Raw genomic sequence first — 12,095 nt, forward strand, 5'->3', positions numbered from 1 at the left:
CAGAGGGATCCGGCGTGGCTGACGGAGTGGCAGACGGCTCAGGGGAAGACCCAGCGGACAGCTCGGCGGACAGCGTGGCGATCGTCGGCCTGGGCTATGTCGGGCTCCCGCTCGCCCTGGCGTTCGGCCGGGGGCGGGCCACGATCGGCTACGAGCGCGCCACCGACAAGGTTGCGGCCTACCGGGCCGGGCACGACCCGGCCGGGGAGATCGACGCGGAGGCGTTCCGGGCCGCCGCGCACCTCGCGATCACCGACGACCCGACCGCGCTGGGCGCGGCGAACGTGATCGTCGTCACGGTTCCGACCCCGGTGGACGCGGCCCAGTGCCCCGATTTCGACCTGCTGATCCGGGCCTCGGACCTCGTCGGCCGGCATATGCGGCCGGGCGCGACCGTGGTGTTCGAATCCACGGTCTATCCCGGGGCCACCGAGGAGGTCTGCATCCCGGTCTTGGAGCGCGCCTCGGGCCTGCGCTGGAAGACGGATTTCTTCGTCGGCTACTCGCCCGAGCGGATCAACCCGGGCGACCGCGAGCACAGCCTCGCCCGGGTGGTGAAGATCGTCGCCGGCGACACCCCCGAGACCCTGGAGCGGCTCAAGGCCCTCTACGGGTCGATCATCGAGGCGGGGCTCCACGCCGCCTCGTCGATCCGGGTGGCCGAGGCCGCCAAGGTCATCGAGAACACCCAGCGCGACCTGAACATCGCGCTCATGAACGAGCTGTCGCTGATCTTCGACAAGCTCGACCTCGACACGCAGGAGGTCCTCGCGGCGGCGGGGACGAAGTGGAACTTCCTGCCGTTCCGCCCCGGGCTGGTCGGCGGCCACTGCATCGGCGTCGACCCGTACTACCTGACCCACAAGGCCGCGATGATCGGCTACCACCCGCAGGTGATCCTGGCCGGGCGGCGGATCAACGACAGCATGGCGGCCCACGTCGCCCGCAGCACGGTGAAGCGGATCGTCCGGGCCGGCGGGACCGGGCGGGCGCGGGTCATCGTCCTGGGCCTGACCTTCAAGGAGAACTGCGCGGACCTGCGCAACTCGAAGATCGCCGACCTCGTGCGGGAGCTGGAGGAATTCGGCTGCGCCGTGTCGGTCCACGATCCCCGCGCCGCCAAGGCGGAGGCCCGGGCCGAGTACGGCATCGACCTCGTCGACTGGGCCGAGCTGCCCGCCGAGGCGGACGCCGCGGTGATCGCGGTCCCGCACCGCGACTATGCCCGGCTCGGTCCGGAGGCGATCGCCGCCCGGGTGAAGCCGGGCGGCCTGATCGTGGACGTGAAGGCACTCTTCGAGAAGGCGCCGTTCGCGCGGCTGGGCTACGAGGTCTGGCGGCTGTGACGGCGACCGCGTCGACGCCGGGACAGCGACGAGACGCCGGGCCATAAACGCGGCAAGAGATGCGTCGAGAGGCTCGGCGAGAAACGCCACACGACCCGCGATCATCCGGACGACGAGGGAAGACGCCATGGACGAGACGGGCCACGAGAACCGGCCACCCGCGCCCAGCGACGCGGCAGCGCTCGCGGAGCGGCACGCCCGCTACCCCGACGCGCAGATCCGCACGATCCTGAACGGCACGCGCACGATCGCGCTGGTGGGCGCCTCGGCGAATCCGGCGCGCCCGAGCTGGATCGTCCTGAAATACCTGCTCGACCGGGGCTACGCGGTGACGCCGGTCAATCCCGGCCTCGCCGGCCAGGACCTGCTCGGGCGCCGGGTGGCCGCCTCCCTCGCCGAGGTCCAGGCCGGGCTGGGCGACCAGCCGATCGACATGGTCGAGATCTTCCGCAACTCCGCCGCCGCCGGGCCGCTGGTCGACGAGGCGCTGGCGCTGACGCCGCCGCCGAAGACGATCTGGATGCAGCTCGGCGTGCGCGACGACGCGGCCGCCGCCCGGGCCGAGGCGCGCGGATTGACGGTGATCATGAATCGCTGCCCCAAGATCGAGTACGGCCGACTCTCCGGCGAGATCGGCTGGACCGGCGTGAACTCCCGGATCCTCAGCGCCCGGAAGCCGGTTCTGGCGGCCAAGGGCGTCCAGAAGCTCACCATCGCGGAGCGTGGCCGGCGCCCCGGGGGTTAGCGGTATTCAAGTACCTCAATCACCAACCCACGGAAAGAAATAGCTTTTTCGAGGCCCTGATTTTCTCAGTTGACCCGGCATCCGGGGCCGTCTATGCACCCGGCACCGCCGCCGCGTGTGCCCCACGCGGCGGCTCGTTTTTCGGCACCCCGATGTCCGCGGATCCCGACGCGTCGGGGTCCGGTCCGTCGGAACCCCTGGGATTTGGCTATGAAGACCACCTCGCTGAAGCCCGCCGAGGTCGACAAGAAGTGGATCGTGATCGACGCGGAGGGCCTCGTCGTCGGCCGCCTCGCGTCGATCGTGGCGATGCGCCTGCGCGGCAAGCACAAGGCCGCCTACACGCCCCACGTCGATTGCGGCGACAACGTCATCGTCATCAACGCCGAGAAGGTGAAGTTCACCGGGCGCAAGTACAATCAGAAGAGCTATTTCTACCACACCGGCTACCCGGGCGGCATCAAGGAGCGGACTGCCAAGTTCATCCTCGAGGGCCGGTTCCCCGAGCGCGTGGTGGAGAAGGCCGTCGAGCGCATGCTGCCCCGCGGCCCGCTCTTCCGCCAGATCCTCGGCAATCTCCGCGTCTACAAGGGCACCGAGCACCCGCATGAGGCCCAGCAGCCGCAGGCGCTCGACGTCGGCGCCCTCAACCGCAAGAACGTGAGCGCTTGATCATGGCGACCCTGCAGTCCCTCGCCGACCTCAACCGGTCGAACACCGGCGCGGTCGACCCCGCCAACGAGGCCCCCGTCCACGTCCAGAAGCTGGACGCGCAGGGCCGCGCCTACGCCACCGGCAAGCGCAAGGACGCGGTCGCCCGCGTCTGGATCAAGCCCGGCAGCGGCACGGTCACGATCAACAAGCGCCCGGTGGAGACCTACTTCGCCCGCCCGGTGCTGCGCATGATCCTGCGCCAGCCGCTGGAGATCGCCGGCCGCGTCGACCAGTACGACATCACCGTCACGGTGGCGGGCGGCGGCCTCTCCGGCCAGGCCGGCGCGGTGCGCCACGGCCTGTCGAAGGCCCTGACCTACTACGAGCCGGAGCTGCGCGCCCCGCTGAAGCGTGAGGGCTTCCTCACCCGCGATGCCCGCGTGGTCGAGCGCAAGAAGTACGGCCGCAAGAAGGCCCGCCGCAGCTTCCAGTTCTCCAAGCGTTAAGACACCCGGTCACACCGGTGTCACGGAGAGGGCGGCTCCTGCGGGGGCCGCCCTTTCGCGTTTTCAGGCCGCGGCACGGGCGTTGACAGGCTGTCGCACCGCGCGCACCTGATCCCCGTCCGCGGCGCCCGACTCGGGCGGCGAGGCACATTCGAGAGAGCGAGACGAGCGATGTCTGGCGCAGGCGCGACGAAGCCCACCGTGTTCATCGACGGCGAGGCCGGCACGACCGGTCTCGGCATCCGCGAGCGCCTGGAGCGCGACGGACGGGTCGCCCTGCGCAGCATCGCGCCGGAGCACCGCAAGGACCCGGCGGCCAAGCGCGCGCTGCTCGCCGAGGTCGACCTCGTCGTGCTGTGCCTGCCGGACGAGGCCGCCAAGGAGACCGTGGCGCTGGCCGACAGCCTGCCCGGCGGCGGCCCGCGCGTCCTCGACGCCAGCACCGCCCACCGGATCGCGGAGGGCTGGACCTACGGCTTCCCGGAGCTGACCCGGGAGCAGGGGGCGGCGGTGGCCCGCGCCCGGCGGGTCGCCAATCCCGGCTGCTACCCGACCGGAGGCGTCGCGCTCCTGCGGCCGCTGGTGGAGGGCGGCCTGATCCCGGCCGACCACCCGATCAGCGTCAACGCGGTCAGCGGCTACAGCGGCGGCGGCAAGAGCATGATCGAGGCCTACGAGCAGGGCACGGCGCCGCCGTTCCAGCTCTACGGTCTCGGCTTCGCCCACAAGCACCTGCCGGAGCTGCAGCGCTACAGCGGGCTCACCCGGCGGCCGATCTTCGTGCCGTCGGTGGGCAACTTCCGGCAGGGCATGCTGGTGAGCGTGCCGCTCCACCTCGACACCCTGCCGGGCCGGCCCAGCGCCTCCGACCTCGAGGCGGCCCTGCGCGACTGGTACGCCGGGCAGCCCCAGGTGCAGGTCGTGCCGGGCGCCGCCACCGGCGCGCACCGCGAGAAGATCGAGCCGGAGGATCTCAACGACACCGACCGGCTGGAGTTGCGGGTGTTCGGCTCGGCCGAGCACGGGCAGGCGGTGCTGGTCGCGCGGCTCGACAATCTCGGCAAGGGCGCCTCAGGGGCGGCCGTGCAGAATCTGGGGCTGATGCTCGGGCTCGACGGCTGAGGGAAACACCCGGACGCGGCGCGCCGGCGACCCGCCGGCTCAGGCTGCCGGCGGCGGGTCGAGCAGGACCCAGAGCCGGGCGATCCGGCCATCGACGATCTCGGCCGCGTCCGCCCCGGTGACCGCCACGGGCCCGTCGGCCGGGCCGGCCCGCCAGCGCAGCGTGCCGAGCCCGTGATGTCCGACGGCATCGCCCACCGGGGTGAAGCGGAAGGTCGGGCCGAATTGCTGGAGGAGCCGGCCCGCGACCTCCGCAATCGCGGCGCGGCCCCGCACCACGTCGGCGGGCTCGAACATCACCGGCTCGTCCACGAACAGCTCCGCGAGCGCGGCCGCACGCAGGCCGTCGTCGCGCTCGTTGAAGACGCGGTCGAGGTTCTGCCGGAGCAGGCGATCGTAGTCGGGCTCGGCGCCGGGCCGGCCCGCGGTCTTCTGCTCGGACATGAATGCTCCCTCGTGCCGGCACGACGGCGGCCGGCGCAGGATACGCGAGGTCAGCGCGGAACGCAGCCGGTGCGTGCGGGCCGGGTGGCACAATCGCTCCGCCCGGCCTATGCGACCCTCGGACCCGCCGCCTCCCCCGGCGGCAAGGATTGAGGGCGATGCGCGCGCAGGCACTCGGCGAGACGGAGGACGACCTGATCGACCTCGCGGCGGGACGGCCGTGGCATCGGGCGGATGACGTGTCCCTGCCGATCGGAACCGCCCGCGTCCAGATCGATCTCGGACTGCGCTTCCCGCTCCACGCTGTGCGGATCGTCGGGGGTAGCGCCGGGGATCCGGTCGGCCGGCGGCCCGATCTAGCCCTGTCGGACGACGGCGAGGTCTGGCAGGAGCCGGCCCTCGGCGCTGCCCCGGACGGCGCCGCGACCCTGACGCTCGCGGCCGGGGAGGGCGCCTGGGCGCGCCATGTCCGCGTCACGGCGGCCGGTCTGCCGGGCCGGGCGATGCAGGTCCTGTGCGCGCAGGCCGATTTCGATCTCATCGCCCTGCGGCGCGTGCTCGACGTGCCCTTCGACATGGCCGACGAGCGGCCCGGCGCGAACGCTTACGTCTCCTACCGCCTCGTCGGCGCAGAGCGGCCGCGGTCCCGCGCCCTGGTCGGGCTCGCGCTCCACGAGTGCGGCGCCTTCGGCAACTGCCTGATCCAGCTGCTGCTCGCCATCGGCATCGCCCGCAACCTGAACCTGAAATACATCAAGCTCCCGGCCGCGGACCGGAGCGAGGTGATCGGCCTGACCGGCCCGCTGACCTGCGGCGGCCTCACCTTCATCCCCGGCTCGGAGCCGCTGCCTGAGGCGGGCCTGTTCCTGTCGGGGATGTATTTCGACCTCGGGATCCAGCAGCTCGCCGGGAGCCTCGGCCCCGACGAGACCCGGGACATCGTGCGGACCTGCATCCGGCCGCTGTTCAACCGGCTGCCGGCGGAGATCCCTGCCAAGCCCGACGACGAGCTGCTGATCCACATCCGCTCAGGGGACATCTTCAGCACCTGGGTGGCGCCGACCTACCCGCAGCCGCCGCTCGCCTTCTACCAGATGGTGATCCGGCGGCTCCTGGCGGAGGGCCGCATCGCCCGGATCAAGATGGTGTTCGAGAACCGGCTCAATCCGGTGATCCCGGTGCTGGAAGCGTGGATCGCCGAGATCGGCGTGCCCCTGACGACCCAGAGCGGCACCCTGATCGACGACGTCGCGGCGCTGATGAACGGGCGCTACCTCGTCTTCGGCCTCGGCACGTTCGGGCCGGGCGTCTGCCAGCTCTCCGAGCACGTCGAGCAGGTCTACTACTTCGCCTCGGGCTGGCCGCAGCATTTCAAGAGCATCCCGACCATCGGGCGGGTCGTCGAGGTGCTGGACCTCGCCGGCGGCTACACGAAGGTCGGCGAGTGGGACAACTCGCCCGAGCGGCGCGCGCTGATGCTCGCGTATCCGGCCGAGAACCTCGCCTTCGACGACGCCTGAGCCCGGCCGCGCCGCCTTGCCGAAGCCGGCAAAACCGGTGACAAGCCCTCGAGCCACCGCCGGAGGACAGACTTGGCCAGCGCTGACCCATCCCCGGAAGCCCTGTGCGTCAACGCCTTCGACATGCACCGGGCCGAGGTGCTGATGCGGCTGCGGCGGCGGCTCCGGCCGCGCCACACCACCCTGGTCAGCTTCGCCGCCAAGTACCACTACGTCGAGAGCCAGCGCCGGCTGGTGGCCTCGGCCGCCGCCACGGGCGATTTCGACACGATCGAGAGCTGGTCCCCCGACCGGCTGCGCGGGACGCCGTTCTACCGGGAGCACCGCGCGATCCTCGACCGGTCCCGGGGCGCCGGCAACTGGGCCTGGAAGCCCTACGTCATCGCTGAGGCGCTGGAGAAGCGCCGCGACGGCGACTTTATCGTCTTCAGCGACACCGGCATGCAGGCGGTCGGCGACGACCCGCTGCCGCCGGTGGCGCCGCTGCTCACCTGGCTCGACGGCTCGGACCGCCGGGTCGCGGTGGGCGTGCTGCACGGCAAGCCGCAGCGGGCCTGGACCAAGCGCGACTGCTTCGTGCTGATGGACTGCGACGCCGCGCGCTACTGGGACGCCGACCAGATCCAGGCCTCCTGGATCGCCTTCATGGTGAGCCCCGCCACCCGCCGGCTCGTGGCCGAGTGGCTGCGCTACGCCGGCGACGCGCGGGTCGTCACCGACATCCCGAACCAGATGGGCCTGCCGGATCTCGAGGGCTTCATCGACCACCGCTTCGACCAGAGCATCCTGTCGAACCTGATCTACAAGCTCGAGCTGGAGATTCCGCCGCTGCGGCAGCCGTCCAAGCAGATCCGGACGCTGATCGACGAGCTGGAGATGGACACGCTCGTGGCGATGCGGCCCTCCGAGAACATCGCGCTGGGCAAGACCTGGACGGCGAGCTCCGCATCGCCCTGGTCGGGCACCACGGGCACCTACGGCGAGCGCACCACCGGCGACCCGTCCTTCTTCTTCCACACCGGGCTCGACCGGAACCCCTGGTTCGTCCTCGATCTCGGCGCGGTCGAGCGGGTCTCGGAGATCCGGATATACAACCGGTGGGGGCAGCTCAGCGAGCGGGCGCAGCTGATGCGGGTCTGGCTGGGCGAGACCGAGGGCGACTACCGCCTCGTCTTCGACGCCGTAGACGCGCACTGCCATCCCGGCCTGCCCCTCCACCTGCGGTTCGACAACGCGCGGTTCCGCTACATCAAGATCGATCTCGACGAGGAGCAGCACCTGCATCTCGACGGGATCGAGATCTTCGCGGCGCGCTGACGCCGCCCCGGATCGCGACGGCATGAGCACGCCGATGCAGGACAAGCCACAGTTCCCATTCGGGCCCTTCCTATTCCTGGGCGATTCGGTGACGGCCGGGTGGACGGCGCGGAACCCGCCCCTGTTCTCCGGACCGCAGGCCGTGGGCCGCGGCATCGCCGGCCAGTCGGTCCGGGACACGGCGCGCCGGCTCCGCTCGGAGATCGCCCTCTACGGTGCCAAGGGCCTGCACCTGCTCTGCGGCCGCGACGACATCCTCGGCGGCGCGCATTCGCCCACGCTGGACGGCATCGTGGGCGACATCGCCGCGATGCTGCGGGACACCAGCGACCTGTACGTGCGGACCTGGGTCGGCTCGATCCTGCCGGTCGATCCCAACGCGCCCGGGGCGGCCGGGCGGCCGGTCGCGCTGATCGGCGCGGTCAACGCGTGGCTGCGCGACCACGTGCAGGAATACGGGGCCCATTTCATCGACTACGATCCCGTCCTGGCCACGGGGGCGGGCGCGCTCCGGGCCGACTACAGCGACGACGGGATCGGCCTCAGCGCCGCCGGCCTCGCGGCGCTCGAGGCCGCGACGCTGGCGGTCCTGACGGTCCCGGATCTCGAGCCGATCTGGCCGCCGCCGGAGAGCGAGGACGCCGCGCGGCGGCGCAAGTTCCTACACCATTTCGGCTACCTCGACTCGAACACGCGCTATCCGAGCCCGTTCATCCAGTTCGCCGGCAAGCCGGGCGCGAGCCATTACGGCGTCCCGTTCGACGCGGACGGCTTCCTGAACGCCGCCCCGATCGTCGCGCGCAAGCCGGAGGGCGAGACCCGGATCCTGGTCGTCGGCGACTCGACCACGATCGACGGCGGCGACATCGCCAACACCCTGCCGGGCCGCATCGAGCGGATCCTGCGGGCGGACGGCCTCGACAGCGCGAAGGTCTACAATTTCGGGGTGATGTCGAGCTGCCTCACGCAGATGACGCACCTGATCTGGTCGCGGCTCGTGACCTACGGCCCCGACGCGATCCTCGTGCTGAGCGGCAGCACCGACCTGTTCCAGCCCTGGACCTACGATCCCCGGCCGGGACACCCCTACAACGCCTTCATCACCCAGCGGCTCTACGACCACTTCTTCGATACGCACGATCCCCGCGCCCGCGAGGACGGCCTGTCCTACGAGGCGCTGATCACGCTGATCTACGAGGAGCTGAAGCGGCTGCGGGTCGAGGTGGGCTGGCAGAGCCCCGGTTGGGAGGACGCGATCGTCCACCATTACGAACTGGCGGCGCACCGGCTGACCAAGCTGTCCCACGACCACGCGGTGCCGATCGTCAGCGTCCTGCAACCGACGATCCTGCGCAAGCGCCACCTCACCGAGGTGGAGCGCGGCGTCGCCTCGGGGGCGTTCCTGGCCTATCTCGACCGGCAATACGCCAAGCTGGAGGCGTTCACCGCGCAGCTCGCGGCGCGCCGCCCGTACCGGCGCACCTTCACGGCCCTCGACCTCAGCGGGATCTTTCGCGACCGGGAGGAGGGGACCTTCTACGACATCGTCCACTACGACGATCCCGCCCGCGAGATCGTCGCGGCCCGGCTGGCCGCCGAGATCCGCGGCGCCCTGGACCGGGCCCGCACCCGCACGCCGCTGGCCCGGGTGCGGCACCTTCTCGCCAGTCTCCGGCGATAGGGCCCAAAGCCGTCGCACCGGGGGCGCGGCGCCGAGATCGGCGCGGGTCCCCTCTCCCGTGCGGGAGAGGGACAGGGTGCGCGATCCGGATCCGTCTTGTCCCTCACCCCAACCCTCTCCCGCACGGGAGAGGGGGCACGTCGCGCTGCACGGAGTCGCTCCGCCCCGTGCGATGCCGAAAGTCAGCCCCGCTCGGCCGCCCGCTTGACCCGGTGGGTGAAGATCACCGAGAGCCAGGGCACGACCTCGTGCTCGACCTCGATGGAGAGCAGCACCTCGAGGTGGAGCGCGTAGGGGAGGGTGAAGCGGAAGCCGCAGCGGGCCTCCTCCATCGTGGTCGGCATGTCGCCGAGCACCGCCGCGATCACGTCCGGCCGGTGGACGTCCGCGGGGATGCGCTGGACCTCGCCGTCGGCCTCCACGATCAGCGTCGCCTTGGCGCGGCTCGCCGAGACGACCCAGCCGGCCAGGACCACCTGCCCGTCCTGGATCTCGGCCCAGACCCGGTCCCGGGGGGCCTCCAGGTTCGCGCGGGCGAAGGAATCCGGCAGCTCGCCGTCGAGCTCGGCCACGGTGCAGCCGACCTCGTACTTCTCGAAGCCGCGCCCTTCGCCGAAGATGGCGGCGAACTCCTTCTGGTACTGGGCGATCCGGGCGTTCTTGATGTCCTCCGGCAGACCCGACCACTGGCCCTTCTCCTGGACCGTGTAGACCGAGAGCAGCTCCCGCAGGAACGCGATCCGGCCCTTGTCGGCGACGTAGAGGTTCATCAGCCAGTCGGCCGCCGAGGCGTTCGCGTAATAGGCCTCCGGCACCCGGCGCAGGGCCTCGGCGCGGTAGAAGCAGCAGGAGAAGTTGGCGGTGAGCGGCGAGTTGGCCAGGACCGGGAAGCTGATCGTGCCGGTCGGATAGCGGCCCTGCTCGTCGTGCGGAACGTAGGAGCCGGTGGCCGGGTAGTGGAGCAGCACCCAGTTGAAGCACATGTCCAGCTTGCGGTCGTTGCGCAGCATCCGCATCTGCATGGCGATCTTGCGGTCGGACAGCCAGTAATCGTCCGCCTCGCAGAAGGCGACGTACCGGCCGGTGCAGGCGGCGAGGCAGTCCTGCATGTTGCGCAGCATGCCGAGATTGTGCGGCCGGGGCCGCACCGCGATCCGCTCTGGGTCGCGCGCCCGGTAGCGCTCGACGATCGCGGCGGTGCCGTCGGTGGACTTGTCGTCGCCGATCACGACCAGCATCCGGAACAGCCCGCGCTGGCCCAGCACCGCGTCGAGGCAGCGGCCGATATCGGCGGCGTGGTTGTAGGCCGTGACGATGACGCTGACGGTGAGCTGCTCCAGCAGCCACGCGCGCAGGGCCTCCGGCTCTCCTGAAAGGTCATCCGGCGCGTCGAGGCCCATGTCGCTCAAGGCGTCCCGGGCGATGTCCGGGTTGGCCTCGATCAGGCGCCCGAGGCTCGGCACGTCCTCCTCGTCGAGATAGGCCTCGGCCAGCCGCCGGAAGATCGACTTCTGCGCGGCCTCGTAGCCCGCGGCGTAGCGGCCGCCGAAATGGCCGCGCAGCTTGCGGAAGAACGCGATCTCGGAGTTGCCGAGCTTCTTGTGGCGGGCGAGTTCGGTGGCGTAGGTCGCCCACATCCCGGCGGCATGCTTGCGGTAGACCGCCATCACCTCCGGCAGGAAGCCGATGCGCCCGACCTCGGCATGCATCAGGTGGACGTACCAGTCGCCGGGGGCGATGCCCTCGTCGAACACGAACGCCTCCTCGCCGTGGTAGCGCCAGCGGTAGAGCACGCTGTTGGTCTGGACGAAGTTGTGGGCCACGAGGTCGGACAGCGACGGCTGCGGGCTGCACTGCTTCGGGTAGAGCTCGTCGACCCCCGGCATGTCCTCGTAGACGACGCGCACCCGGTGGAAGCAGAGGGTGAATTCCGGGCGCGCCCGCAGGAAATCGACCTGCCGCTGGAGCTTGCGCGGGTCGGTCCAGTAATCGTCGCCCTCGCAGATCGCCACGAACTCGCCGCGGGCGCGGGCCGTCAGGTCGGCGAAGTTCCTGTTCGGCCCGAGATTCTCGCTGCGCAGGACCGCCACGAGGTTGGGGTGGCGCGCGGCGTACTCGGAGATGATCTCGGCGGTCCCGTCCGTGGAGCGGTCGTCGCCGATCAGCAGCTCGAAGGGGAAGTCCGTGGCCTGGCAGAGGATGCTCTCCAGCGTCTGTCGGATGAAGGCCGCCTGGTTGTAGCTGATGCACAGGACCGACACGACCGGCCGGTTCCACGCCGGCGCGGGCTGGATCTCGGCGCGCGCCCGGATCCAGGCCGCGAAGGGATTGACGAAGCTGCCGTCGAAGGTCTCGTCCGGCGGCGCGGTGAAGTCGGCCCGGGGCCGGCGCCCGAGCCGGGCGCCGTACTTCACGTAGTGCTCGAGCGGCGACAGGTCGGTGAGGCCGACATCGGGATAGCGCGTCGCGTAGCCGATATGGTCGAACAGGCCGCTGGCGTAGATCGTGGCGAAATCGTCCTGCCACGGCTCGAGCGCGGGCGGAGCCGCGGTCGAGCCCGGCGCGCTCGCGCCTGCACCGTCCTGCATCGGTCTGATCCCTCGCACGCACCCCGTCCGGCCGCTCCCTAGATCACGGGACGGGGAGGGTCAACGCGACCGATAGAGACGATCGCTAAGTCTAGCTATCTCGGATCCGAATTTATACTTGACCTAATCGTCCGCAAAACGCGCCAACACTTAGGAGAGACCACTTGCAAGT

At 70.8% G+C, this 12,095-nt stretch carries 10 protein-coding genes; 8 read left to right on the plus strand and 2 right to left on the minus strand.

Features of this window, described 5'->3' with window-relative positions; all coding sequences use genetic code 11:
- The first annotated feature begins 74 nt into the window (after nucleotides 1-74).
- The 5 genes from MMR14E_RS10865 to argC all read left to right on the plus strand — a co-directional run bounded on the left by MMR14E_RS10865 (nucleotide 75) and on the right by argC (nucleotide 4,373).
- Entirely contained in the window at nucleotides 75-1,346 is a 1,272-nt protein-coding gene (locus tag MMR14E_RS10865) for a nucleotide sugar dehydrogenase (protein WP_331314169.1), read from the plus strand.
- A 127-nt stretch (nucleotides 1,347-1,473) separates the two neighbouring features.
- Nucleotides 1,474-2,091: a CoA-binding protein gene (locus tag MMR14E_RS10870; protein WP_331314170.1), complete on the plus strand. Its 618-nt coding sequence runs from the start codon at nucleotides 1,474-1,476 to the stop codon at nucleotides 2,089-2,091.
- Between the two features lie 210 nt (nucleotides 2,092-2,301).
- On the plus strand, nucleotides 2,302-2,763 hold the full coding sequence (rplM, locus tag MMR14E_RS10875) for a 50S ribosomal protein L13 (protein ID WP_012318175.1): 462 nt from the start codon (nucleotides 2,302-2,304) through the stop codon (nucleotides 2,761-2,763).
- Nucleotides 2,764-2,765: 2 nt separating this feature from the next.
- Nucleotides 2,766-3,251 carry a 30S ribosomal protein S9 gene (gene rpsI / locus MMR14E_RS10880; RefSeq protein ID WP_042671562.1) on the plus strand — a complete coding sequence of 162 codons (486 nt, stop codon included), beginning with the start codon at nucleotides 2,766-2,768 and terminating at the stop codon, nucleotides 3,249-3,251.
- A gap of 171 nt (nucleotides 3,252-3,422) precedes the next feature.
- On the plus strand, nucleotides 3,423-4,373 hold the full coding sequence (gene argC, locus MMR14E_RS10885) for an N-acetyl-gamma-glutamyl-phosphate reductase (protein WP_331314171.1): 951 nt from the start codon (nucleotides 3,423-3,425) through the stop codon (nucleotides 4,371-4,373).
- A gap of 39 nt (nucleotides 4,374-4,412) precedes the next feature.
- On the opposite strand, the gene MMR14E_RS10890 is transcribed toward argC, so the two are convergent.
- The gene (locus tag MMR14E_RS10890; RefSeq protein ID WP_331314173.1) at nucleotides 4,413-4,817 is read right to left on the minus strand and encodes a nuclear transport factor 2 family protein; all 405 of its coding nucleotides are present in this window, start codon (nucleotides 4,815-4,817) and stop codon (nucleotides 4,413-4,415) included.
- Nucleotides 4,818-4,975: 158 nt separating this feature from the next.
- On the opposite strand from MMR14E_RS10890, the gene MMR14E_RS10895 reads away from it, so the two are divergent.
- The 3 genes from MMR14E_RS10895 to MMR14E_RS10905 all read left to right on the plus strand — a co-directional run bounded on the left by MMR14E_RS10895 (nucleotide 4,976) and on the right by MMR14E_RS10905 (nucleotide 9,335).
- Nucleotides 4,976-6,337, plus strand: a complete 1,362-nt coding sequence (locus tag MMR14E_RS10895; RefSeq protein WP_331314175.1) for a coagulation factor 5 8 type domain-containing protein — start codon at nucleotides 4,976-4,978, stop codon at nucleotides 6,335-6,337.
- Nucleotides 6,338-6,409: 72 nt separating this feature from the next.
- A complete protein-coding gene (locus MMR14E_RS10900; protein ID WP_331314177.1) occupies nucleotides 6,410-7,654 on the plus strand; it encodes a hypothetical protein in 1,245 nt (414 codons plus the stop codon).
- A 22-nt stretch (nucleotides 7,655-7,676) separates the two neighbouring features.
- Nucleotides 7,677-9,335: a GDSL-type esterase/lipase family protein gene (locus MMR14E_RS10905; protein ID WP_331314179.1), complete on the plus strand. Its 1,659-nt coding sequence runs from the start codon at nucleotides 7,677-7,679 to the stop codon at nucleotides 9,333-9,335.
- 182 nt (nucleotides 9,336-9,517) lie between these two features.
- Here MMR14E_RS10905 and MMR14E_RS10910 read toward each other — a convergent pair whose 3' ends face one another.
- Nucleotides 9,518-11,923: a glycosyltransferase family 2 protein gene (locus MMR14E_RS10910; RefSeq protein WP_331314180.1), complete on the minus strand. Its 2,406-nt coding sequence runs from the start codon at nucleotides 11,921-11,923 to the stop codon at nucleotides 9,518-9,520.
- Nucleotides 11,924-12,095 lie beyond the last annotated feature (172 nt).

This window comes from Methylobacterium mesophilicum (genome assembly GCF_036441335.1).
Classification (GTDB): domain Bacteria; phylum Pseudomonadota; class Alphaproteobacteria; order Rhizobiales; family Beijerinckiaceae; genus Methylobacterium; species Methylobacterium mesophilicum_B.